This window comes from Haloferax gibbonsii ATCC 33959, from assembly GCF_000336775.1.
GTDB lineage: Archaea > Halobacteriota > Halobacteria > Halobacteriales > Haloferacaceae > Haloferax > Haloferax gibbonsii.
Genome location: NZ_AOLJ01000003.1, coordinates 1 through 23,994, shown reverse-complemented (window position 1 = coordinate 23,994; position 23,994 = coordinate 1). Strand labels below are relative to the sequence as shown.

Below are 23,994 nucleotides of genomic sequence, written 5' to 3'. Positions count from 1 at the left end.
GAACGACGATATTCGGGGTGTGCCGACAGACATTCAAGAGAGCGATTGGTGAGGCACGAGGCGGGCGATTCGACGTGGAAGTGACTCACGAGAGCTGGGATCGAGTCGAGAGACGTTCCCCTGTTGGGAATTATTAACCGAGAACTATTCTCGAAGCCGTCTCGGGAACGTCGAAGAGACGTTTCGGCAGTCAGATTACAACCATATAACCGTAATGCTTGTCGGCCGGGAAGACGAGGATATTCCCTCGGTACGCGGCATTCAAAACTACAAGGTTCCATATTCTGCAGCGACAGCCCATGTGTCGACAATTGGCAGTGAGTTCCCATTAGGGGAACAGTCCGGAGCGGCGAGTGGTAGCCAATATCTCGCTCGGGAGGAGAATTTATCAACGGGGGCGAACACTATGGCGCATGCCGACACGAGTCACCGTCTGGAACGAGAACGTCCACGAACGGGAAGAACCAGAGGTCGCAGAGCGGTATCCGAAGGGAATCCACGGCACCATCGCGGAACATCTGGAGGGGCCGAACCGCGAGGTTCGGACGGCGACGTTGCAGGAGCCCGAACACGGCTTAGACGAGGAGACGCTGGACGCGACGGACGTACTGGTCTGGTGGTCCCACTGCGCCAACGACGAGGTGAAAGACGCCGTCGCGGAGCGCGTCGTCGACCGCGTCCACGAGGGGATGGGCTTCATCCCGCTGCACTCGGGCAAGAACTCGAAACCGTTCACGCGGCTGATGGGCACGACCTGCAACATCAAGTACCGCCACGGCGGCGAGCGCGAGCGCGTGTGGGTCGCAGACCCCGGCCACCCCATCGCCGACGGCCTCGACGAGCAGTTCGTCATCCCGGAGACAGAGACCTACGGCGAGCCGTACGACATCCCGGAACCCGACAGAACCGTCTTCATCTCGTGGTTCGAAGGCGGAGACGTGTTCCGCTCGGGCGTCTGCTATCGCCGCGGCCGCGGGCGAATCTTCGCCTTCCGACCGGGCCACGAGGAGTATCCCATCTTCCACCAAGACGAGGTCAAACGGGTCATCGACAACGCCGTCGAGTGGGCGACGCCGACCGAGGGCGCGTCGGCGCGGTGGGGGAAGACCGACCCGCTCGAACCCGTCGACGAGTGAGCACGAGAACGCGCGTCACGATGGGTCCGTTCCCTACAAAGGAACAAACGCGACTATTGTTGCTGAACGAGTTCGAAATCACTTCGCTGTGAGAACGGAGGCGATGTTCGAACCCAAAAGCGAGTGTCATGACTCAAACATCAGTTTTCAATATATCTTTATTATTTGGTAATTCTGCGAAAAGTGTCACAAGGAATCTACGACGTACTCGCAGTGGGATTCCACCGTGAGGCGACGGTACGCACCGTCCATCCGCCGACTCGACCGCATCCCAGACCGAACATGGAGGCGAGACAGAGGACGACCCCGCCGGCGAGCCCGAAGAACGCGATTCTGGACGGCGGCCACGCCGCCGTCGTGCCCGCGGTCGCTGCGAACACCAACAACTCCAGAACGCCACCGAGAAGGCCGGCGCGGAGTCCGGCGGCGTCCGGGTCCGCCGAGCTGAGCGCGGCGACGGCCCCCGCGATGAACGCGCCGAATACCATCATACCGGCACCGACGGTCGACTCCGACTCCGGCAGCCAGTTGACAACCGCAATGACGGGGAGCGAGGCTATCACCCCGATAAGTGCGGATTTCCATGCTGGAGGGAGGGTTCTGAAACGGGGGGTCGAGACCATAGTCGCGTATGTAAAATTGCTAAGGATTCATATATCTTGGCAGGGCTGGACCTCGAGATTTCGAGTTGCGAATCGGCTTCCGGGTCGCTCGTGTGACGACTCGCAGACAGCGGACCCGCCGAGCCAACGAGCCCTCGCGAACGATATTGTCTGTAATAGTATATGAACTCGTTTTACAAATTTTTCTTACAGGAGATAGTTACGTCGTCGGCACCGACGTAAGAGCTACTACCGTCCCCGGATAACGTGTTTTATGGCAGACAGTACCGAAGTCGACGAGCTAGTCGTCACGGAGCTTTCCGACGCGGAATCCACAGCGCTCGAAGCCGGCCGCACGGAGTCGGTCGACCTAAGCGACGTGGCGGTCACGCGGGCGACGTTGGAACCGGGATGGGGAACAGAGGACGGCCACGGTGAGACAGAGCTCGACTACTGCCAGAACGCACACGACATCTACGTCGTTTCGGGGACGCTCGGCCTCGAACTGGACGACGGGACGCAGACTGAGGTTGCCGCCGGCTGCGCCGCGACCATCCCGCCGGGACACCGCGGATGGACGGTCGGCGACGAGCGACTGGTCTACCTCGAGTTCGACCCGAGCGAGTAACCGTGACTACCATATCGTCGGTCCACGTAGCCTCCCGACGAGATGTCCCGATTCGTGGCGGCCGCGTGCCAGCTAGACTCGCGAGACGACAAGGCGGCGAACGTCGAGCGGGCGCTCGGCCTCCTCGACGAGGCCGCGTCCGACGGCGCGGACTTCGTGGCGTTCCCGGAGATGACGACCTTCATCGGCCCGGAAGAGCGGTTCGCCGAGGTCGCAGAGCCGCTCGACGGACCCACCGTACGACGGTTCTCGGAGAAGGCCCGCGAACACGGCGTCTTCGTCCACACGGGGAGTTTCTTCGAACGGATTCCGGACGGCGACCGCGTCTACAACACGTCGGCGCTCATCGGCCCGAGCGGCGAGGTGCTCGACACCTACCGGAAGGTCCACCTGTTCGACATCGAAATCGGCGGGAGCGTCGAACACCGCGAGTCCGACCACGTCGCCCCCGGCGACCGGGCGGTGACGGTCGACACCGACCTCGCGACGTTCGGCCTCTCTATCTGCTACGACCTCCGGTTTCCGGAGCTCTACCGAACGATGGCGCAGTCCGGCGCGAGCGTCCTTCTCGTCCCCGCGGCGTTCACGATGCACACCGGAAAAGACCACTGGGAACCGCTCCTTCGCGCCCGAGCCATCGAGAACCAGGCGTACGTCATCGCGCCCGGCCAAATCGGCGACAAGCCGTCGTGGGTCGAGACCTACGGCCGCACGCTCGTAGTCGACCCGTGGGGGAACGTGATTTCGAAGGCGCAGGACCGCGAGGAAGTCGTCACGGCGACTATCGACCTGTCGCATCTGAACGACATCCGCCGCGACATGCAGACGCTCCAGCACGCGCGACCGGACGTGTACGAGCGGTCGGACGAGTGAGGAGGGGACGCGGGCGACTCGGCTCGATTAGCTCCCGCCGAGCACGCGCTTGAACAGCGTGAACGTGAGCAGGGTGAAAAACAGCCCGTTCAACATCCCCTGGCTCGCCGCGAGCACGCGCGCCGCCGGCCCGAGCGGGTTGATATCGCCGTAGCCGACCGTGCTGAAGCTGATGTAGCTGTAGTAGACGTTGTCGAAGAGGACCTCCATCGTCGTCTTGTCGACCGCGGCGGGGTCGAAGACGCTCCCCGCCTGCGTCAGAAACGGCCCGCCGAGGGCGTAACACAGCCCGAACAGCGCCGGGAGGAGGAACGTGAACGCCGCGATTCGCGGGAGGCGGTTACCGTAGCCGCAGGTGACTTGCATGAGCGTGTTCAGTCCCACGCTTGCGACCTTCTTGCCGCGGGCCCACGTGTTCAGCGAGTACTCGTTGAGGATGATGTCGAAGTTCTTCTGGCGGTTGTAGTAGTAGCGCTTGAACTCGAACTCGCGGCTCGCGGGGGTGTCACCGACGGCGTTGGCGCTGTCCTGCGCCTTCCGGTACGTTTCTTCGATTATATCGGGCGTCAGTTCCACGGCGAACTGGCCGGTCGCGCCGTTACCCACGAAGTCGTGGATGGTCCAGTCGTTGCGTTCGAGGTAGCCGTGGTGGTCGCTGAAGTCGAAGCGGTCGAACTCGGTGAGACAGAAGCGGAAGTGGTCAAGAAGCTGGTGTTCGTTGCCGTCGCCCTCCAGCGTCAGGTCGCCGATGGTCGCGCGGGTGAGGTCGTACGGCGTCGGCTCGCCGGAGCCCTGCGAAATCGTGCCGCCGGAGAGCGTCGCGTCGGTGAAGTCGAGGTAGGTGTCGCGGTCGCCGACGAGCACGCGGAAGCGCGCCGTCTCGAAGTCAGACTGCCGGAAGTCCGCCCGGTCGTGGAACGTCGTCTCCCAGAACGACGCGCTCGTGAAGTTCGCGGCCTCGAACTCCGCGCCGGCTTCGAAGGTCGCCTCGTTGAACGAGGCGTTGGCTTCGAGGTGCTGCAGTTCGCCCTCGAAGAACGCCCCGCGGAAGGTGGCGAGACCGTGGAACGCCGCGGTCTTGAAGCTCACGTCCTCTTCGAACCGCGCCTCGCCGAACCGAGCGTTAGCTTCGAACTCGACCCCCTCGAACGAGGCGTCGCACCCGAACGTCGCCTCCTCGGCGACGACGGCGTCGCGGAACTCGCTCTCGTCGAAGTTCGCCTGCCCGTCGAACGACGCCAAAGAGAGGTCGAACGCGCCATCGACGCGGAGGCGATAGCAGTCGGTGCGGGCGGTGAACGTCGCGCGGTCGAAGTTGACCGCGCCCTTGAACACGGCGTCCTTGAAGTCCGAATAGCGGAATCGAGCGAGCTTGTAGTCCGCTTCGCCCTCGAACGTCGCGCCCTCGAACGTCACGTCGTCGTGGGTCGTCCGGCTCCCGCCGTTGAACTCGACGCCGCGGAACTCGGCCAACTGCATGAACCGGGCGTCGGCGAAGCTCGCGTCGTCGTCGAACCGCGCCTCGTCGAAGTCGGCCATCTCGTCGAAGCGGACGCCGTCGAACCGGGCGTCGCCCTCGAACTCGACGTGTTCGAAGTCCGACCCCGCGGTGAACCGCGCGCCCTCGAACGTCACGTAATTGAAAATCGCCTGTCTGAAACTCGCGTCGTCGCGGAACGTCGCGTTCGCGAAGGTGATGTTGTCGTCGAGGACGTGGCTGCTCCCGCTGGTCTCGACGTTGCGGAAGCGCGCCGTGCCGTGGAACGTCGCGTCTGCGAAACTGGTGTCCCCCTGGAACACCGTCTCGTCGCAGCGGACCTCGCCGCGGAAGGTCGCCTCCGAAAAGCGGACGTCCTGTTCGAACGTCGCCTCGTTGGTCGTCACCGCGTCGGTCACGGTGACCTCCCGTGCGTCCACGTCGCCGGTGACCACCGCCTCGTCGAGTTTGAGGCGGCCGACCGTCGCCTCGCGGAGAATCAACCCCTGGTCGAGGCGGCCGTGGGTGAGGTCCAAGCCCTCGATGTCGGCGTGCTGGAAGTTGAGGACGTGGTTCGTCGCGCCGTTGATGTCCTGATAGGTGAGCGAGAGGTGCGGGAGGTCCGCGCCGACGTACTCGTTGACGCGGGTGTCGGGCGACTGGAGGTTCGCCCGGAGTTCGCCGACGATGTCGTCGCCGGTCACGTCGAGCGAGGCGCGCTCGTCGCGGCTCATGTGGAACACGCAGAACTCGCTTTCGGGGTGGGCTTCGTGCGGACACTCCCACGTCGTCTGGAGGTGGGCGTCGGTCTGGACCGACGGGTCGAACGTGTACCGGCACGACGAGGAGGACATCAAGGCCGGCGTGGACTCATTTCTCGACATGGCTGGGGAGGGGCGGACGGATGTGCCGGGGACAGCGGGCGTGGCGGGTGCGGCTGAGGGTGCAGACCCGGCGAGCGCGTTCGAACACGGGTGCGACGTTCGAACGCGGGGACAGTCGTATGTGCAACATTGTCTGGTGTTTTGATATATATCTTCGGACCGCCGACGAGGTCAGTCGAATATCTCGCGGCGCTCGGACGCCGAGAGTTCGGCGTGAATCGCGTTGGGCGAGCAGTGTTCGCACTCGCGGGCGGGGTTGGTGCTCTGCTCGAAGGTCCAAAGCGGCCAGCCGAAGAGGAAAAACGCCTCCATCTGATGGCGCTCGATGATGGCCTCGGCGGGCTTGCCGCAGTTCGGACACCACTCGTCGCCGTCGGCCGGCTCTTGGAACGTCACCTTACGGCGGCCGAACCCGGCGTTCGAGTAGGCCTCGCTTCGGGACATCTCGACGAGGTCCTCGGCGGGGTAGGGGTCGGCGTCGACCGCGTTGTCGAATCCGGTGTCGGTCTCGACGCTCGACGCGAGGTACGGCCCGACGCTGACGGTGTTGTCGTAGCCGACGAAGTGGACGGAGACTGCCGCACCTCGACCCTCGACCCGCACCTCGTGGCCGTGGCCGACGAGGTAGAGTTCCACGTCCGAGTTGACGTTCGTGAGGTCGACGTCGTGGGCCATGCCGACGGCGTAGACGCCGGTATCGGGGTCGGTCGCGCTCCCCGACTGCTTCCAGCCGAAGGTGGACACGTCGTAGTCGTCGGGGGCGGCGCCGGGCGTCCCCTCGCCCGCGTAGACGTTCTCCGCCCCGGGTGCCGAGACCGCGCCGTCGGCGGCGTCGGCCGCGATGAACACGTCTTCGGCGTCGCCGAGGAGCACGTCGCCGTCGACCGACTGGACGTAGCCGTCTTCGAGGCTGCCGCGGATTTCGGTCTCGACGGCCGCGTCGCCGGCCGTCGCGTCGCCGACGGCCGCGTCGTCGGTCACCGGCGCGTGGGTGAAGACGTACTCGGCGTTCTGCACGGTGAGGTCGCCGGCGACGCTCGCGCCGCCGACGAACACGTCCGCGGGGTCGCGCAGTTCGACCGGGGGTCGTTCGGAGCCGTTGAGCGTCACGTCGCCGTCGTAGGTGGTGGCGTTTCGAGTCATCGTTGGGTAGTTCGTTCGGGAGTCATCGCTGAGCCTCTCGTTCGGGCGTCATCGTCGTCTCGGTGTACAGCGCGAGGTCGTGCTCCGGGTAGGTGTGGTACGTCTCGTAGCCGCCGTCGCCGACGCGGATGGTGGTCCACGCCTCCGGGCCGAACCGATAGGCGACGGTCGCGTCGTCCGGGCCGGGGAAGGCGTCGAGCGAGCGCCCCTCCACGACCGTCCGGGCGTCGAGTCGGTCGCTCTCGAAGCTGAACTCGCGTTCCGCGCCGACGGAAAGCGGCGTCTCGTGGGTTCGTTCGTGCGGCAGCGGCTTGCACGAACACAGCTCGTGGAAGTCGAGCGCCGGCAGGCCGACGTAGTGGGACTCGCCGATGACGGTGAGGACCGCCGGTTCGCCCGCGAGCGTCGCCGGGGAGACCGTCTTCACGTCCACGGTCGTCAGGTCCGGCGCGTCGGCGCTGTAGCCGAAGTACAGCTCGGTCGGTGTCTCGACCGGCTGAGACGGGTCGGAGGCGGCGGGCGGTTCGGTGGTGGAAGGTGGTTGGGAGGGCATTGGTAATCAGGTGTCGACGAGGATGTCGTAGTTCGGGTGGAAGATGGAGTTCTCGCGGACGCCGCGGTAGTGCGGGACCGCGTGCCACTCGGGGGAGCCGTAGTGCTCCTCGCGGGCGCGGACGTACCGGGTCGCGCCGTCGCCGGTGAGCCGGGGCCGGTCGCCGGGCGCGAGCACGTAGAACTGCTCGACGCGCTCGGTCTCGCCGTCGTCGTCGAGGTCCTCGCGCACCCAGTAGGAAAGTTCTTGGGTGAAACCCGCGGCCCCGACGGTGTTGACGAACGCCTTGTGGTGTTCGGGGTAGGCGTCGGGCGAGTAGCCCCACGTCACCGCGACGCCGTCCTCGGAGAGGTGGGTCCGGACGGAGCGGTAGAACTCGGTCGAGTAGAGCGTGAGCAGGTCGTCGTCGGTCGCGCCGGGCACGTCGAGCAACACGAGGTCGTACGTCTCGTTCGTCTCTTGGAGGTACCGGTAGCCGTCGGCGACCGTCGTGTTCAGCCGGTCGTACTCGTGGGCGTCGTCGTGCCAGCGGCGGAAGAAGGGGTCCGTCTTCGCGTCGCGCATGAACTCGCCGTCGAGGTCGACGTGGTCGACGGTGACGCCGTACTCCCGCAGGTGGTCGATAGCAATCCAGTCGCCGCCGCCGACGACGAGTACCTTGGTCTCCGGGCCGGGTTCGACCAGCGACATCGGCACGTCGACTAGCCCCCGATGGTAGCTGTCGGCCCAACTCTCGCAGAGTTGGACGGCCGCGCCGAGGCGGAGGCACTGTTCCGTCCGCCCGTCGAAGTGCGGGTTCGGGCCGGTGCCGGTCCACGTGCGGTTGTATCTGATGACGTGCTGGTAGGCGGTCGTCTCCTGTGAGGTGACCGTCGCGCGCATCGCGCCCGGCGGATACTCGTTTTCTATCTGCTGTTCGAGGTAGAGTTGCGACAGGCGCTCGTCGGCGACGTCGTGCTTGGCGACGACGCCCGCGTAGGTCGCCGTCAAGAGGAGACAGACCACGAGGAGCGTCTTCGAGACCCGGGCGGCCGAGAGCGACCGGTCGGCTCGGGCGCTGTCGGTCGCGTTCCCGCCGTGTGCGGCGCTGGCGGACGAGGCGGGGCTTGCGGACGGGGCGGCGTCGCTGAAGGGCCACCACGACCACTCGCCGAAGTGGGCGACGAAGACGAGCGCGGCGACCCCGTTGAGGAGCGCCAGCACGAATATCGTCGGGATGAGGCCGAGACCCGGGTAGAGGACGCGGGCGTAGACGACGGCACCGGCGAGGCCGCCGACGTAGTCCATCGCGAGGATGACAGACAGCCCGCTTCTGCGGCCCTCGGTCCGCTCGACGGTCCAGAGGGTACCGACAGCGGCGACGACGAAATCGTGGATTCGCGCGCCTGCGGTTCGGAGCCACGAGGGCGTCGCCGACCCGTCGTCGCCGAGTTCGTCGAACATGCGGGTCAAAAGCGGGAGTTCGAACCCCGAGAGGAACCCGACGACGACGACGGGGAGGCGGGCGACGGTCCAGATGACCTCCGCGGGCACCGCCTGCGGGATGCGGACGCTGTTGAGACCGACGATGAGCAGGAAGCCCGCGGGCGCGGCCGCGGCCAGGAGCACCTCGGTGCGGAAGAAGTTCCCGCCGAGGGTCGCGCCGTCGAGGTCGTCCGAGAGCGCCGCGCCGATGCCGAGGCTGAAGAAGTACAGCCCGACCGTGATGACGTACTGGGTGACCGTCCCGCCGTACATCACCGTCAGCAGTTCCGAGTAGACGAACTCGTAGGCGAAGCTACAGAACGACACCACGAAGGTGAGCGTCAGGAGCGTCGCCGTGTCGGTTCGCGTGTTGGACATCGATGGAGGGCGAGTGGGTGAGTTATAGAGGGCGAGGGAAAGCGCGCGTCATCCGCGCTCAGATGCGCGGAGAGACTTTCCACTCTTCCTCGATGGAGTACCCCGCATCACCGATACCGTCGGTGACTTCGAGGTCGTAACACTCCCAGCGGAAGTCGTGGTTCACGTCGTCGCCGACGACGTGCGCGCCGACGCGGTACCAGCCGTCCTGTCCAAACTGGCTGCCGTCGTCGATGTCGTACTGGACGGTGTCGTTCGGGTCCTGTATCTCGCGGTCCCACGGCACCGGGCCGGCGTCGGGCGCGTCGTCTCGCATCGCCGCGGTCGACCCGAGGTAGGCGATGCCGAGCGCGGCGACGCCGACGGGGAATCGACTCACTTTGCCGGCGTTGTTCTCGTACCAGTCGTCGGCGTAGTCGCCGCCGTGGTACCACGCGTGGCCGTGGACCGTCCGCGGGGCGGAGGCGTAGCCGCCCGTGCCGCGGCCGGTCGCGCCGCGGCCGCCACCGCCGCCGCCCTTGCCTTTCGCGCTCGCAACCCCGACGGGGCTGAGCGCGGCCAGCGACTGCGGGTCGAACCCTGACAGCGACGACTGGTCGGCGGCTTCGTAGCGGGACATCACCCACGTCTGGTCGGCGAGGTCGACGACGAGCGAGCCGTCGGAGACCTCGAATTCGGAGACGACGCTCGACTTTCGCGGGGGAGGGGAGTTCGAACCGAGACAGCCGGCGAGTCCGCCGACGGCCCCGAGGCCGGTCAGTTGGAGGAACGTACGACGCTTCATGGGGACTCTCGTCTCTGTCAATCAGAAAACTAGGATAACAGTCTTGTGGTTCGATACGTCTCGTCGGAGAGAACGTCGTGTCCGCTGACGGGTTTACGGGCGGACCGTCGCGAACGCGGTCCTGACGCTCCCGATGACCACCCTGTCGAGCGAGTGCGTCGCCGCGCCGAACGAGACGAAGAAGACGACCATGACGAGGAACTCGACGAGCGGGACCGCGCCGAACGGGAATACGCCGGCACCGAGGCCCGTGACGAGCCGGATGAACGCGATGCCCGCGTCGACGGCGCGGTCGAACGTGAGCACGGCGATAGAGCCGCCGACGACGGTGACGACGCCGTACAGGAGAAGTCGCGGGACGCTGGGGACGGCCCGTCCCGACGCTACGCGGTCGAGTCGGCCGGCGTCCCCGGCGACGACCCCGAGCGCCGCGAGTTGCCGGCGGAGTTGGTCGAGCGTCGTCACGACGAAGATGAACCACAGGAACGCCGCGAGTCCGAAGCCGACCGCCGACGCCGAGAGCCCGGGAACGACACCCGTCACGGTGTCGACGATAGTCGGCGTGGCGCGCTCGACGAACAGGTAGAAGACGACGAACCCGAGCGCCGCGTCCACGGGTCCGTACGCCGGGAAGGGCTCGTGTTTGCGAGCGCGGTCGGGACCGGTGTTCGCGTGCGCGTTCATACGCGAGCAGACGTGCCGTGAGCGCATCAAACGGTGGCTCGATTGTCACGGCGCGGGAGTCAGCCCCAGGAGAGTGGTCACCGGATGCCGATCGGGAATGGTTCGGCACGCAACCGCCGCGGTCAATCGTCAAAGACGTGAACAGACTCCCGGAGCCCGCTCGTGAGTCGATTCACGTCCAGCCGCTCGGGTAAGTCGTTCCGCCCGTCGTGTTTCGTGAGCGAGCCGGGCTCGAACGCGGGGTTGCGCTTTTCGACCGTCTCCAGCGGCACCTTGGTCGTGACGGCGAAGTGCTCGACCGGGGAGACGAACCCCCAGAGCGCGCCCGCCGTGTTGAGAACGACGAGAATCGGTGTCCACGGGACCGCGAGGAGCGTGAGTTTCGACTCCGACCAGTAACTTGCCACGCCGGCCCCCGTCACGACGAACAGCGTGGCGAACTCGAGAAGGGAGCCGACCCGATAGAGCATCAGATCCGGGAGCGCGCCGGGGACGAGGAACGTGATGAACGTTATCACCGGGATGAGCGGCGAAAAGCCCCACGCGACGAGGCGGAACTGCAGGAACATCTGATAGTGCAGCGGTAGGAGGTCCGAATCCTGTCGCGTCCCGGAGAACCACCGGCGACGCTGCTTGAGCATCGTCATCACCGACGGCGGGGCCTGATTGCGGAACTTGCAGTTCAGCACGCTGAAATCGAGGTCGGCGGCGGCGGCGGCGCGCCACGCGAAGTCCGTGTCCTCGGTGATGGTCTTCGAGTCCCACGTGATGCGGTTTTCGAGGCTCGTCCGAATCGCGATGCCGCCGCCCCACGCGTACAGCGGGAAGCTGAAGCGGCCAAACGCCCGCTGTTCGCGCTGGTAACCGATGCGGAACACCTCCGAGAGGTACGTCACCCACGACCCGGTGTACACCGGCAGTTCGGTTATCTGGATGATGTCGCCCTCCGGCAACCCCTCGAAGTTCGCCATCAGCGTGTCCTCGTCGAGGTAGAGGACGAACTCCTTGTCGCAGGGGACCTCGCGGCGCGCCCATTCGAGCGCGCGGCCCTTGTGAGACGCCGTGCAGGTGAACTCCTCGGGAACGGCGTGGACCGTCGCGCCGTCGACCGAAATCGGTTTCTCCGCGATGACTCGAACGTCGGCGAGGTCGTCGGGAACCGCGTTGACCGTCGATTGGACGATGTTCGCCGCGTCGATAGTGATGATGCGCACTTGGATGTCGTCGTAGCCGTAGGCGACGTCGTCTGCGGGAACGGTCTGTCGCCACGCGAGGACGAGCACCTCGACGAACCACGTGAACACCGAGGCCGAATACAGCACGAAGACGGTCCAGACGAGCATCAGGAGGATGAACACCGCCAGTTCGGACTGGACCTCGAACATGTAGATTAAACGTGTATTCTCGGAACAATGAATGTACGGACTTCGGAATCGACCGACGCGGCGTAGTTCGAGGGGCTGAGAGTCGTCGATGGAAGGGGAATTCCGGAATTCGAGAACCGACACGACCGCCCCCGACGTTGACCGACCGACTCGTAATCGGGTCGAAACCGCCCACGCGGGCTCCGACAACCGCCCACCCAGCACGTCGGGGAATTCATTTTCAGATGTTTATAAACCCTTAATTGTTGGAGGTTACACACACCGTTAGAGTCAACCAATATCGGACTAGTGAATACACATGCACGCACAACACGACCGGTCGCGTCCGGCGACCGCCCCGTCCGAGCCGATTCTCCTCCGCGGCGACGGCCGAGCGTCGCTGTCGGGCGCGGAGTTACTCGACTTCCCCGCCGAGGACCGAACGGTGACGGTCGCGTGCGCGTCGGGGACGCGACACACCGCGACGTGGACCGGGATTCCGGTCTTCGACCTCTTCGCTGACGTCGGCCTCGACGACGAGACGACGCACCTCGTCGTCGAGAGTGCCGACGGTTATCGCGTCTGTATCGACGTGTACGACGCTCTCGACGCCGTGCTCGCCTACGCCCGCGACGGGACGCCGATAGGCGAGGAGCACGGCTACGAGACGCGCTTTATCGCGCCCGACATTGACGGGTCGCGGACGGTGAAAGGCGTCCGCGCCGTCGAGGCGCGCGCGCTCGACCCGTCTACCGACCCCGAATCGCTCGAAGACATCTCCAAGAAACCCTGACCAGATGACGCGAGAGAGACGGAATCGGCCGGCCCGAACGGGCGCGGCGGAGAACACCGGCGAGTCCGCCAGTGGGTCGGGCAGGCGGGCGTTTCTCGCGTCCGTCGGCGGGGTCGCCGCGACCGGCCTCACCGCGACAGCGGGCTGTCTCGGTCGAGCAGGGTCGACGCCGACAGTGTCGGTTCTCGCCGCCGGAAGCCTCCAGCGGGCGCTCACCGCCGAGTTCGAGCCCCCGGAGGGAACCCGCGTGGAGGTCGAGGCACACGGTTCCGCCCGCGTGGCGCGGATGGTCGCCGACGACCAGCGCGACCCCGACATCGTCGCCCTCGCGGACACGACGCTGTTCGACGCGCCGCTTTCTGTCCCGTGGTACGCGACGTTCGCCAACAACGCGCTCGTCGTCGCGTACAACCCCCAGACCGACGGCGGCGAGCGAGTCGCCGACGCCGCGTCGTGGCCCGACGCCCTCCTCGACGACGACGTCAGCCTCGGCCGAACCGACCCCGACCTCGACCCGCTGGGCTACCGGACGCGGTTCGCGCTCGCGCTCGCCGCCGACTACTACGACCGGCCGGCACTCGCCACCGACCTGCTTCGCCGCGACCAGATATACCCCGAGACGCAACTGCTCGCGCAGTTCGACGCCGGCGGCGTCGACGCGGCGTTCGTCTACCGGAGCATGGCCGTCGAGCGCGACTACCCGTACCTCGAACTCCCGGCCGAAATCAACCTGAGCGACCCCGAACACGCGTCGGCGTACGCGACGGTCTCCTACACGCTCCCGGAGGGTATCACCGTCCGCGGCGGCCCAATCCGGTACGCCGCGACGCGACGAACCGACACGGCGGCGTCGAAATCGGTGTTCGAGGCGCTCGTCGGGACCGCCGGCGAGTTCCTCGAACCCTCCGGGTTCGCCGTGCGCGCGAGCCACCCGCACTACTTCGGAGATGTCCCACCGAGAGCCTAACAGCCGCGAGAGCGGCGTCACGCGGCTCCTGCCCGAGACGTGGCGAGGCTTGACGCTGCTTCTCGCGGGGATGCTCCTCGTCTACTACCTGCTTCCCATCGGCGCGCTCGTCCTCGCGCAGTCGCCGGCGTCGCTGGTCGGCGACGTGACGAGCGACGTCGTCGTGACCGCCGCCACCAACTCCGTCGTCGCGGCGACGCTGAGCACGCTGGTCGCCGTCGCCTTCGGCCTCCCCTTGGCCTACTGGCTCTCGCGCACGTCGTTCCGCGGCCGCGACGTGATTCTGGCGATGGTCATGCTCCCGCTCGTCCTCCCGCCGGTCGTCAGCGGGATGTTACTGCTCAAGCTGGTCGGCCCCGCGGGCCTCGGTCAGCTGACGAGCGTCCCGCTGACGCGCTCGCTGGTCGGGGTCGTCCTCGCGCAGACCTACGTCGCCTCGCCGTTTCTGGTCGTGACCGCGAAGACGGCCTTCGACGGCGTGGACAGGCAACTCGAAGCGGCGGCCCGTTCGCTCGGCGAGGACCGCATCGGGAGCGTCCGGCGCGTGACGCTCCCGCTGGCGAAGCAGGGCATCCTCGCCGGGGTGACCCTGACGTTCGCGCGGGCGATGGGCGAGTTCGGCGCGACGCTCATGCTGGCGTACTACCCGCGGACGCTCCCGGTGCAGATCTGGGTGTCGTACCTCTCGACCGGCCTCGACGCCGCGTTCCCGGTCGCGCTCGTCCTCGTCGGCATCGCCGTCGGGGCGATTCTGTTGGTCCACGCGCTGGGGACGAACCCGTGGGAGTGAGGGCGAACGGACCGCAGGAGTCGTCAGGAGACGGAACGTAACCAACACCAGTCGTCCAACCGAGAGGTAGGTTCGCTCATCCACCAGACGGCCGGTTCGCGTTAAACGATGCGAGACAAGCGACCGGTGCGACGTCCAGCCGCGCTATTCAGCACGCCGCTCCTGTTGCTCTCAGAGTGACTCACAGATTCGAGCCCGGGGCGGTATCCGAGCTTCCGTCGATTCGCTCGTACAGGTAGTACGAGTAGACGACGGTAACGCCGGCTGTCAAAAGCGCAGGAACGAGGAGGAAGTAGAGCGCGTAGTCACCGAACAACAGACCGACGAGCGTGAGGACGGCGGTGAGTTTGAAGAGTCGGCCGCCGAGTGCGTGAGTCCGTGCCCAGACCTCCTCGCTACTGAGAGTCCACGGCGTCCGGATACCGACGAACCAGTTCTGCTCGGCGTGCGCGAGTACGACGCCGCTATAATAAAACAGCCCAGCCACGGCGACGAGAATCAGGGAGGTGAAGTCGAACTCGTAGCCGAGATTGAAGGCGACGATGCCGACGTGAACGACGGACATGTAGACGGTGAAGATGACGACGAACCAGTCGTAGTAGGACCGGAACTCGGCGATGTTCTCTCGGAGCGGGTCGATTCGCGGGATGGCGGCGAACGTGAGGAGGAGCCCCGCGGTCAGAGCGGGAATGAGCCAGAGGGCAAGCAGCTTCGGCATCGTCCCGTTGGGCTCGCCACCCGACCCCCAGTTCGTGACGAGCTCAGCGGGGAGCGATGGCGCGGCAAGCAAGCTCACGATACCGGACAGCGCGACGAAGCCCGCAGCCGCGAGGAACCGGTGAATCGTCTTCATACTGGAACGTACGGCCTGCGTGTAGATGAACGGGCGGGTGGGAAAGTCCGCCGGCCTCTCGTCATCGCGACAGGCCGGCGGTCCTCCGAGCGACCGGGGGGAGTTCGCCTCCGTCGCCCGTGACGTGCTCACCCACGAAAGCCGAGCAGCCGAAGACCGTTCAGTGAGACGATGACCGTCGAGCCCTCGTGGCCGACTACTGCGAGCGGGAGCGGGATTCCTCGGAGGAGGATCGCACCGACCATGAGTGCAATCGCGCCGAAGGCGATTGCGAGGTTGATGGTGAGCGTCCGGCGAGTCCTGCGTCCGAGACCGAGCACGTAGGGAATCTTGCTGAGGTCGTCGCCCATCAGCACCACGTCGGCGGTGTCGAGCGCGACGTCGGTTCCCGCGCCGCCCATCGCGATGCCGAGGGTCGCCGTGGCGAGCGCCGGCGCGTCGTTGACGCCGTCGCCGACCATCGCCACGTTCTCGAATCGCCCGACCAGGTCCTCGATGGTCGCCACTTTCTCCTCCGGGAGCAGTTCGGCCTGTACCTCGTCGATTCCGACTTCGTCGGCGATGCGCTGTGCGACGCGCTCGTTGTCGCCCGTCAGCATGACGATGTGCTCCACGCCGAGCGAGCGGAGGTCGTCGATCATCTCGGCCGCGCCGGGGCGAACGGTGTCGGTGAAGGCGAGCCACCCCGACACGCTGACGTCGCCGTGGCGCTCTCGGGCGACGAGGACGCTCGTTTTCCCCTCTTCCTCTAACGTCTGGAGACGGTCGAGGCCCGGTTCGAGACCGTCGATCGCCGCGTCCCCGAGGACGGTCTCGAAGTAACTGCGGTTCCCGATGTGCGTCGTCGTGCCGTCGACGTCCGCTTTGACCCCTTTCCCGGCGACCGACTGGAACCGCTCCGCGTCGGGGACGTCGAGTGATCGAGCATCTGCCGCCCGCACCGTCGCGCGGGCGAGGTGGTGCTCCGAACGGGCCTGCACCGCGGCCACGACAGAGCGGAGTTCGTCCTCGGTCAGCGTCTCGTCTGCCGTGCCGTCACGGACGAACACGTCGGTCAACTGCGTGTCCCCCTGCGTGAGCGTCCCGGTCTTGTCGAAGGCGACCGCATCGATGCGCGCGGCGGTCTCGACGTGCTCGCCGCCCTTGAACAGGACGCCCTGTCTGCCTCCGGAGGCGATAGCTGAGAGGACTGCCGCGGGCGTCGAGATGATGACCGCACACGGCGAGGCGGCGACCATGAGCGTCATCGCGCGGTAGAACGTCCCGGTGAACTCGTTCCCGAGCGCGACCGGAACGGCGATAGCTGCAATCGTGAGCCCGAACACGCCGAGGACGTACGGTTGTTCGAGACGGTCGATGAGCCGCTGTGTCGGGGCCTTCTCGCTTTGGGCGCGTTCGACCATGTGGATGAGGCGGCTGATCGCCGATTCGTGTGCCTGCCGCGTGACTTCGATTTCGAGGCTCCCGCTCTCGTTTATCGTGCCGCCGAACACCTCGTCACCGGGCACCTTGGGTACGGGAACTGATTCGCCGGTGAGCGAGGCTTGGTCCACCGTTCCCTCGCCGGACGTGACGACGCCGTCGAGCGGGATTCTGTCGCCGGGGCGGACGACGAACACGTCGCCGACGGCGACCTCCTCGATGGGAACCGTAACCTCCTCACCATCGCGGAGGACTTGCGCCTCGTCCGGCCGCATCTCGACGAGGGACTTGATCGCCCGGCGCGAGCGGCCGATCGCGTAGTGTTGGAGCGTGTTCGACAGCGAAAACAGGAAGAGGAGCATCGCTCCCTCGAACGGTGCGCCGATAGAGAGCGCCCCGAGCGCGGCGACGATCATCAACAGGTCGATGTCGACAGCGCCGTGACGGAGCGTCTCGATCGCCCCCTTGAGCCCGTACCAGCCACCGAAGGCGTACGCGACGCCGTAGCCGGCCCACATGAGGAGTGACGGTCCACCGAGCCATCCCGTCGCCAGGCCGGTCACCATGCCGACCAGCGTCAGCCCGACGAACACGGCCTCCCGCCTGAGGTCCGAGCGGGTGGTCGCCTCGTCGGGCGTCGTNTCGCGCCATCAGAGATGTGTATAAGAGACAGAAGCTGTTCCTCCGAGGTGACGCTCTCGTCGTAGGTGATTCGAACGCTCCCCGTTCGGAACGAGACGTCGACGTCGTGGACGCCGGGCGTGTCCCGGAGGTATCGTTCGAGGGCTCGCGCTCCCGCTTCGCCGCGACCGCCTCGTCGCTCGATCTGGACAGCGCACGTCGAGAGCGGGGACGATTCAGTAACGGTCACGCGGTCTCTCCATACACTGCATCCTGATTCTGTATTGTCGGTCTGTCATCGTGTCCCTGTCTGAGTGCAGACGAAGCGGGCCCCCACTGTCGACCGCCCTCGCGCCCTTCTGGTCCGAATGGTTCAACTGACGATCGTCACCGGAATCCGCGCTCGGCGGGTAACCGTCTCGGCAACGCTCCCGAGGAGCGCACGGTCGATTCCCGAGCGACCGTGGCTGCCCATGACGATCTGATCGATGTCGTGGTCGTCGGCGTATTCCAAGATTGCTCGTGCCGGTTTGCCGACCTCCGTGACGGTAACGAGTTCGGTATTCCGGTCCGCCGCGAGGTCCGTGGCCGTCGTGTGGATTTCGGTTGCGACTTCTTTCGCGTTCTCGTGCCAGTCTTCGGCGACTGGTAAGCCGCCGGCCTCCACGTCGATAACCGAGTCGAGCGGATTAATCACGTACATCGACGTGATGGACGCGTCCGGGAAGGTCTCGATGGCGTATGCGAGCGCGCGCGCTGAAAGCGGAGAGCCATCGAAGGCGACGAGAACGGTGACCGGCATGAGAGAACACTTCGTGGTGAGTAGGGATGAACGTACTGCCGCGCGGGTGGCGCACCGACGATTCGCGAAGGAGGGGCGTTCGCACAGACCGAGTCGCGGACATCACTCGGCCGGATTCGGCGGTTGAACGCACTCACCTGCCTCGCGTGGCGACGTGAGTGTGCTAGCGATAGGCGTCGTCGCCGTCGGGTGTAGCCTTCTCGTCGGACTGCCGGCGTTCTCCGTCGCCCTAACCTCGCCATTCGGACGCCTCTACCACTCAACGAAAGGGTGGGACAGGCATAACCGTCCTGCACCGCTCTGTCTAGAGAGTTACTCATGAATATCTCTGAAATTCTCTCCACGAAGTTCACCGAGTTCGATATCGGGACGCCGCTGTCGAAGGTCGCCGGCGCATTCGAGAATCAAGAACTCGATGCCGTCGTGGTGACCGACGGTGACGAGTATCGTGGTGTTGTCAGCCGCCGACAGTTGGCCTCCTCGTCCAATCAGCCCTCCGCAAAGGTCGGCTCGCAGGTCCAGCACGTCCCGACCGTCGAGCGCACAGAGGACGTTCGAGAGGTCGCACGACTCATGATCGGGAGCGACGCTAAAACGCTTCCCGTACTCGATGAAGACCGTATCTTCGGTGTGGTGACCGCAGATGCTATCCTCGAAGCCGTGCGTCCGTTTCTCGATGCCGTGACCGTCGAAGACGCGTATTCGACGAAACTCGTCAGCACGACGCCCGAGGCGACGATCGGAAAAACGCTTAACCTGCTTCGGGAGTCCGGTATCGCCCATCTTCCCGTTATCGACGGGGACGAACTCGTGGGGATCGTAAGCCTGTACGACGTTATCGAATTCACGACGCGAGGTGGAAGCAAGAGCCAGGGAGGGTCGTCGGGCAGTTTCGGTGGCCGCGGACGCTCTGGGGGGTCTCACGGCGGGTTCGGTGCTCGCGAGGGCGACTCCGACCGGATGCTCGACCTTCCGGTCCGAAACCTGATGTCCGATGTCGTTGTGACGGTCCGCCGAAGCGCCCCGCTCGACGAGGTCGTCGAAACGATGTTCGAACACGAGGTCTCGTCGCTCGTCGTCACGGCCGACCAAACGGGCGAGCCAGTCGGAATCATCACCAAGACGGACGTTATTGAGGCGCTCACCTGGGAACGCGACGACCGGAATGCCGTGCAGGTGTTCGGACTCGACTTGCTAGAGGGGATGGACTACGACGACGTCTCCGCGTTGATCGAGAGCGTCACCTCGAAGTACGGCGAGATGAGCGTCATCAAGGCCAGTATCGAACTACAGGAACACAAAGAACAGAGCCGGGGCGTACCACTCGTGTTGGCACGGATTCGACTGGTTACTGACCGCGGGTACTTCACGGCCGACGGCGAAGGGTACGGCGCCACCCACGCACTCCGACTCGCCGCAAACGCGGTCGAACGCCAACTCCTCAAGGGGAAGACGTACGGTCAATCGAAGAAGCAATCCGACGCCGAGTCTCAAGAGCACCTCTACGGGTGGTGGCTCAGCGGGTGACGAACTCACCCTCCCACGAGAAGGCTGGTCGGCGTCGATCGACGGACTACCAGTGTGGTCGGTCGACCGTCACGGGACGAAATCGTTCATCGAGTTCGTGAGCACATATCTCCCGGACCATCCCGAACACCGTCCAGTATGCGGGAACGAAGCCCGCGCTCAGTCGGAGTGTCGGAGCGAAAAGCGCGATGAGGACGGATTCCACTTCATGCACGACTGTCCGGAGTGCGGGGCTGAGGAAGACGTATTTTTAAATCTCGCACCGGAACGCGGACGAACCAGACGGTAGTCGCACACCGACGGCAGTGTAGTAAAAGCGGCGAGACGAACCTCAGCTCTGTGTTCGACGGGTGAACTCGTGGAGTTTCTCTTCGATGAGCGTCGCAACCCGTTCACTATATCGCCAGAGTGCCGCGTTGAGTCGCTCTTCGGCCTCGTCGTCGAGGTCGTCTGCCCCACGGAGGACGGAGTCTTTGGTGATCTGTGGGTGGTACACGCAGACGACGCCGAGTGAGGTGTCCGAACTCGAGGTTCCCGCCGTGTGGATTCCGTACTGATCGGTTCCCCAGACACCATCGCCTCCCTCTCGTTCCAGTTCGGAGTCGAGCGCATCGAGCAGTTGCACTTCTTCGAGGGAGAGGATGGGGTCGTCACCCTCGAACAGTTCAGTGTACGCCTCCATCCTGGCACTTCTCGTCCACTGGTCCAACTGGGAACGCGCCCGTAGTACGAGTTGTCGTTCGTCTGGGAACTCGGCCATGCTTCTAGAAGGTGTGCAAGGCGAATGAGTGTTTGTACAGCGTCCACGGATGGTAGGTGCGTCAGTAGCGGTGGTGTACCTCAGGCGTCTCTATCACGGGCAGAGCATTCAAACAGAGTCTCCCCGTACATCGAGTATGTCGGTGAGAGAGCTATCGTAAAAGCCAACGACGGTCAGGCGGAGTACGCCACAATCCCGGAGACTATCGACATCCTCAGATATGTCGCGGAGAGTTTGAGTCTCTCTTTCAGCCGGTGGGACGAGCCGTACGTGACCGGACCGAGTCTCTATTTTATTGTCGTCGCTGACATCGATTTCGGAAGATACACCGATCCACTGGGAGACAACACGTGGCCCGTCGAACAGTGCCGGTCAGTCGGTATCACATCCAACGAGTTCATCGACGCAGCCCGCAACGTGGCATTCAGCTGCGATGGAGCAGTCGTCATTGCCGCGGATAAGACAATCCAAGAACAGATGGTTCGCGTTCGGACTCCAAATACTACTGAAGCGGTCGAAGAGACACCCATCGCCTCTGCCGCTTGGATGGGAACCAAACATCTCAGTGCGTTGGAAGTGTCTCTCCGGGAAGAAGTCCTTGCCAGTGTAACGCTGAGCGAAGAGAACGGCCGTGTGACCGTCTTTCGGAGTGGAGAGTATACTGACCGCGAACGTGAGGAGCTTGGGGGACGCTGGCGGACCGCACACTGAGGCTGCGCGTCTCTTCCGGCGGCGGATGTTCCGCGAACTCAGTTCTCGAATCCGTCGTCGTATTGTTCGTAGGTGATGGTTAGCTTGCCTGCCGTTGGACGTTTCGCTGCGTCTCGAAGCGTTTTGAACGATTCGAGGAGTTCGCTCGTGTCGGTCGAGTCCCCTCGGCCGCTCGATGACTCTTCCCGTATCGTATCGTAGACGCGCTCCAGGATGCGTCGAGCGGCGTACGAATCGGTCTTTGAGTCGATGTCGAAGGAAGCCACGTGACGAGACATACGCAGATATCGTGCTCCACGATGTTAACAGCCATCATGGTTCAGCCGGTAGCGTGTCATCGCCCACCGTCGGAGGTGATTCTCGTCCACTCGGGGTCACCGGTTCGGACAGCGGTGAGGATACACTCTGGCTCGGTTGTACCGAGAACTACCGTTTCGCAGTGTGCACGGTGAGCTCCCTTCGCGGCGAGAAGGTCGGCTGGTACACCGTTTCCGGCAGCACCGCCGATATGGAGAACGGGGCCAATGGGTTGGCTCGGGCGGGGCTACCCAACGAGTCGAAAACGGAGAGGGAAGCACGTCGGAACCCGGCCACCCCGCAGACCGAATCGGCACCCACCTTCTTTACGGAGCGTTCCGTGGTCGCGAATAGAGGACTCGATGACATCGAAACAGGGCGGACACACGCCGCTTTCTCCTCGCGCGACGCGAGCGTTCGAACACCTTCGGCCTCTCGTCGCCGACCGCGACTCGGGGATGCCCGTGGCGGACGCGCGCCGTCGGGTGCGCTCGGCGGGCGAAGACCCCGAAACCGTCGACGAACTCCTGAACAAGGGCTACCTCTACGAAGTCGAAGGCGACGTGTACGTGACGTGAGGCGTGTCGCGCTGGGCTGTGAGGCGCGCGAGTGCGGACCGTCGACAAAAAAGCCGAAGCGAGACGAACTCATCGCGATGACGGCGACTTATTGTCCCGGTGGTGACGTCGGCCGGGTGACCTGATTACCGACGCCGGAGACGACGTACGTCTGGTACTCCCAGTCGCCGCCGAACGCGGGCGGACGGTCGCCCGTGTACCGCGGGTCCGTCTCGTGGACGATGTTGTAGTTGTAGTTCCCGTTGTCGTCGTAGCCGCGGCAGTTGATCTGGTTTCTGACCCAGCCAGTGTCCAAGAACGGGTCGTTCGCGTACGTTCCCCGGTACTGGACTTTGTACTCACAGACGGTGAGACGGTCCTGGTCAAGCTCGTCGATGCTGTCGACCGTCCCGCTGACCCGACCGTCGCCGAGGTCCCAGTACCAGTCTTCCTGCGGATACGCTCCCGAACCGTACTCGCCCTCGTACGCCAAGACCGACTTGTACGCGCCGGTAACGACCTCCCCCTCGTCAGGGATACCGTTGCCGTCTTCGTCGTCGAACTGGCTTTTCGCGGTCGAACTCGCGGTGCCGACGCCGGCGAACGCGACGAGACCCACAAGTCCCGCCGCGTTCCGAAGGACGGCTCGTCGAGTTCGTGGTTTTGTTGTCACTTCTGAACACCTCGGGTGATAGACAATGTCGGCGGGTAAATAGATATTTATCTGTCATATCTGGGCACTATCAAAATCACCTGAGGGAACTGGTTCGGTGGCTATTATACAATTTTGAATTTCTCACCCGTCACAAAATTCATAATTCTTACATTTTTTGAGGCGGGTCAACAAGTCCCGATCCGGAGACAAGTCCATATCCTCTGGAGGCTCGACGCGTGTGCATCAACGAATCGGTCGCACAGGAGATCAACTGTCGCTCGGAAAGTAGCGAGCCACGAGATACTTACACCGCGAACGAGACGGTCGGTGTGCATCATGAAGAAGGTCCTCGCACGAATCGGAATCGGCAACGCGACCGTCGATACCGTTCTCCCCTCCGACACCGTCCGCGCCGGCGAGACGGTCGATGCAGAAGTGCGCATCGAAGGGGGTTCGACAGAACAGGAAATCGGGAAGATTCGGTTCGAACTGGAGACCCGCTACCGGACCGAAGAGGGCTACCGAGAGGTGGATATCGCGCAGTACACCCTCGCGGAAAGCCTCACTATCCAACCGGACGAGCGGGAGACGCGATCGGTCTCGCTCGACATCCCTCGCGGAACGCCCGTCACTCTCGGGAACGTCGACGTGTGGGTCGAAACCGAACTCGACATCGAGTTGGCCGTCGACCCCGAAGACAAAGACTACCTGAACGTCCAGCCGACGCCGCGGCTTCAGGCCGTCTTCGACGCGCTCGACGACCTCGGCTTCTCGCTGCACAGCGCCGAGTGCGAGGCCGACCCCCACGGCGTGTTCACCGCGAGCAGGCGCTTCGTCCAGGAGTTCGAGTTCCGACCCACGTCGGGGCCGTTCGCCGGCGAGTTGGACGAACTCGAAGTCGTGCCGCGACCGGGCGAAGACGCGCTCGAACTGCACCTCGAAGTCGACCGTCGCGGCGGCGTGCTGAGCGAGCTTAGCGACTTGGACGAGCGGACGGTCCAGACGACGGTCCGGACCACCGACGCGAGCCAGGTGCGCGACGAACTGGAATCGCTGATTCGCGCGAACGCCTGACGGCGGAACGCGGGGCGACTCACCCCAATCGCCTTCCGGCTACCCAACGCTTTTGCGTCGATTCGGCGTATCTGTGCGGGCATGACGACACCCGAAGACATCGACCTGGACTTCGTGCCGTTCGGCGAGACGGGCCTCCAGACGAGCGAACTCCAGTTCCTGTCTCTTATACACATCTCTGAGCGGGCTGGCAAG

At 64.8% G+C, this 23,994-nt stretch carries 25 protein-coding genes; 10 read left to right on the top strand and 15 right to left on the bottom strand.

Going from position 1 to position 23,994, the window contains the following annotated elements:
* Window positions 1-413: 413 nt before the first annotated feature.
* The gene (locus tag C454_RS00640; RefSeq protein ID WP_004971509.1) at window positions 414-1,136 is read left to right on the top strand and encodes a ThuA domain-containing protein; all 723 of its coding nucleotides are present in this window, start codon (window positions 414-416) and stop codon (window positions 1,134-1,136) included.
* A 197-nt stretch (window positions 1,137-1,333) separates the two neighbouring features.
* Here C454_RS00640 and C454_RS00635 read toward each other — a convergent pair whose 3' ends face one another.
* On the bottom strand, window positions 1,334-1,759 hold the full coding sequence (locus C454_RS00635; protein WP_049904869.1) for a DUF5518 domain-containing protein: 426 nt from the start codon (window positions 1,757-1,759) through the stop codon (window positions 1,334-1,336).
* Window positions 1,760-2,012: 253 nt separating this feature from the next.
* On the opposite strand from C454_RS00635, the gene C454_RS00630 reads away from it, so the two are divergent.
* Window positions 2,013-2,366 carry a cupin domain-containing protein gene (locus C454_RS00630; RefSeq protein ID WP_004971504.1) on the top strand — a complete coding sequence of 118 codons (354 nt, stop codon included), beginning with the start codon at window positions 2,013-2,015 and terminating at the stop codon, window positions 2,364-2,366.
* A gap of 42 nt (window positions 2,367-2,408) precedes the next feature.
* The gene (locus C454_RS00625) at window positions 2,409-3,239 is read left to right on the top strand and encodes a carbon-nitrogen hydrolase family protein (protein WP_004971503.1); all 831 of its coding nucleotides are present in this window, start codon (window positions 2,409-2,411) and stop codon (window positions 3,237-3,239) included.
* A 27-nt stretch (window positions 3,240-3,266) separates the two neighbouring features.
* Here the strand turns inward: C454_RS00625 and C454_RS00620 are convergent, their stop codons facing one another.
* From C454_RS00620 to C454_RS00590, 7 genes are all read right to left on the bottom strand, one after another.
* A complete protein-coding gene (locus C454_RS00620) occupies window positions 3,267-5,570 on the bottom strand; it encodes a pentapeptide repeat-containing protein (protein WP_004971501.1) in 2,304 nt (767 codons plus the stop codon).
* A gap of 201 nt (window positions 5,571-5,771) precedes the next feature.
* Complete coding sequence (locus tag C454_RS00615; RefSeq protein WP_004971497.1) at window positions 5,772-6,743, bottom strand: hypothetical protein; 972 nt, start codon at window positions 6,741-6,743, stop codon at window positions 5,772-5,774.
* Between the two features lie 22 nt (window positions 6,744-6,765).
* Window positions 6,766-7,296, bottom strand: a complete 531-nt coding sequence (locus C454_RS00610) for a DUF2617 family protein (RefSeq protein WP_004971494.1) — start codon at window positions 7,294-7,296, stop codon at window positions 6,766-6,768.
* A gap of 6 nt (window positions 7,297-7,302) precedes the next feature.
* Window positions 7,303-9,138 carry a spermidine synthase gene (locus tag C454_RS00605; protein ID WP_004971492.1) on the bottom strand — a complete coding sequence of 612 codons (1,836 nt, stop codon included), beginning with the start codon at window positions 9,136-9,138 and terminating at the stop codon, window positions 7,303-7,305.
* A gap of 58 nt (window positions 9,139-9,196) precedes the next feature.
* Window positions 9,197-9,922, bottom strand: a complete 726-nt coding sequence (locus tag C454_RS00600) for a hypothetical protein (RefSeq protein ID WP_004971491.1) — start codon at window positions 9,920-9,922, stop codon at window positions 9,197-9,199.
* 93 nt (window positions 9,923-10,015) lie between these two features.
* A complete protein-coding gene (locus C454_RS00595) occupies window positions 10,016-10,606 on the bottom strand; it encodes a hypothetical protein (RefSeq protein ID WP_004971489.1) in 591 nt (196 codons plus the stop codon).
* A 122-nt stretch (window positions 10,607-10,728) separates the two neighbouring features.
* Window positions 10,729-11,991: a glycosyltransferase family 2 protein gene (locus tag C454_RS00590; protein ID WP_004971487.1), complete on the bottom strand. Its 1,263-nt coding sequence runs from the start codon at window positions 11,989-11,991 to the stop codon at window positions 10,729-10,731.
* A gap of 298 nt (window positions 11,992-12,289) precedes the next feature.
* Between C454_RS00590 and C454_RS00585 the strand changes: the two genes are divergently transcribed.
* Genes C454_RS00585 through C454_RS00575 form a run of 3 tightly spaced genes read left to right on the top strand, consistent with a single transcriptional unit; the run spans window position 12,290 to window position 14,520 of the window.
* The gene (locus C454_RS00585) at window positions 12,290-12,763 is read left to right on the top strand and encodes a molybdopterin-dependent oxidoreductase (protein ID WP_004971485.1); all 474 of its coding nucleotides are present in this window, start codon (window positions 12,290-12,292) and stop codon (window positions 12,761-12,763) included.
* A 4-nt stretch (window positions 12,764-12,767) separates the two neighbouring features.
* Entirely contained in the window at window positions 12,768-13,730 is a 963-nt protein-coding gene (locus C454_RS00580) for an extracellular solute-binding protein (RefSeq protein WP_004971484.1), read from the top strand.
* Entirely contained in the window at window positions 13,711-14,520 is an 810-nt protein-coding gene (locus tag C454_RS00575; protein WP_004971482.1) for a molybdate ABC transporter permease subunit, read from the top strand. The genes C454_RS00580 and C454_RS00575 overlap by 20 nt, the downstream gene beginning before the upstream one ends.
* Before the next feature lie 181 nt (window positions 14,521-14,701).
* Here C454_RS00575 and C454_RS00570 read toward each other — a convergent pair whose 3' ends face one another.
* From C454_RS00570 to C454_RS00560, 4 genes are all read right to left on the bottom strand, one after another.
* A complete protein-coding gene (locus C454_RS00570; protein WP_004971481.1) occupies window positions 14,702-15,373 on the bottom strand; it encodes an SdpI family protein in 672 nt (223 codons plus the stop codon).
* 128 nt (window positions 15,374-15,501) lie between these two features.
* Window positions 15,502-17,361 (bottom strand): heavy metal translocating P-type ATPase, encoded by a 1,860-nt coding sequence (locus C454_RS00565; RefSeq protein ID WP_394324750.1) that lies wholly within the window; start codon window positions 17,359-17,361, stop codon window positions 15,502-15,504.
* Window positions 17,362-17,372: 11 nt separating this feature from the next.
* Window positions 17,373-17,666, bottom strand: a complete 294-nt coding sequence (locus C454_RS21160) for a heavy-metal-associated domain-containing protein (RefSeq protein ID WP_338072484.1) — start codon at window positions 17,664-17,666, stop codon at window positions 17,373-17,375.
* Between the two features lie 123 nt (window positions 17,667-17,789).
* Window positions 17,790-18,218: a universal stress protein gene (locus C454_RS00560; RefSeq protein ID WP_004971475.1), complete on the bottom strand. Its 429-nt coding sequence runs from the start codon at window positions 18,216-18,218 to the stop codon at window positions 17,790-17,792.
* Window positions 18,219-18,536: 318 nt separating this feature from the next.
* Between C454_RS00560 and C454_RS00555 the strand changes: the two genes are divergently transcribed.
* Window positions 18,537-19,745, top strand: coding sequence for a CBS domain-containing protein (locus C454_RS00555; RefSeq protein WP_004971474.1), 1,209 nt, complete (start codon window positions 18,537-18,539; stop codon window positions 19,743-19,745).
* 331 nt (window positions 19,746-20,076) lie between these two features.
* Here C454_RS00555 and C454_RS00550 read toward each other — a convergent pair whose 3' ends face one another.
* Window positions 20,077-20,505 carry a DUF7539 family protein gene (locus tag C454_RS00550; RefSeq protein WP_049904867.1) on the bottom strand — a complete coding sequence of 143 codons (429 nt, stop codon included), beginning with the start codon at window positions 20,503-20,505 and terminating at the stop codon, window positions 20,077-20,079.
* Between the two features lie 24 nt (window positions 20,506-20,529).
* On the opposite strand from C454_RS00550, the gene C454_RS00545 reads away from it, so the two are divergent.
* Window positions 20,530-21,216: a diadenylate cyclase gene (locus C454_RS00545; protein ID WP_004971469.1), complete on the top strand. Its 687-nt coding sequence runs from the start codon at window positions 20,530-20,532 to the stop codon at window positions 21,214-21,216.
* Window positions 21,217-21,254: 38 nt separating this feature from the next.
* On the opposite strand, the gene C454_RS00540 is transcribed toward C454_RS00545, so the two are convergent.
* Entirely contained in the window at window positions 21,255-21,482 is a 228-nt protein-coding gene (locus C454_RS00540) for a hypothetical protein (RefSeq protein WP_004971467.1), read from the bottom strand.
* 393 nt (window positions 21,483-21,875) lie between these two features.
* Between C454_RS00540 and C454_RS00535 the strand changes: the two genes are divergently transcribed.
* A complete protein-coding gene (locus C454_RS00535; protein ID WP_004971465.1) occupies window positions 21,876-22,091 on the top strand; it encodes a hypothetical protein in 216 nt (71 codons plus the stop codon).
* An 88-nt stretch (window positions 22,092-22,179) separates the two neighbouring features.
* On the opposite strand, the gene C454_RS00530 is transcribed toward C454_RS00535, so the two are convergent.
* Window positions 22,180-22,743 (bottom strand): hypothetical protein, encoded by a 564-nt coding sequence (locus C454_RS00530; RefSeq protein ID WP_233516867.1) that lies wholly within the window; start codon window positions 22,741-22,743, stop codon window positions 22,180-22,182.
* 318 nt (window positions 22,744-23,061) lie between these two features.
* Here C454_RS00530 and C454_RS00525 point away from each other — a divergent pair, with 318 nt between their 5' ends.
* Entirely contained in the window at window positions 23,062-23,799 is a 738-nt protein-coding gene (locus C454_RS00525) for a sporulation protein (protein ID WP_004971461.1), read from the top strand.
* Window positions 23,800-23,994: the final 195 nt, after the last annotated feature.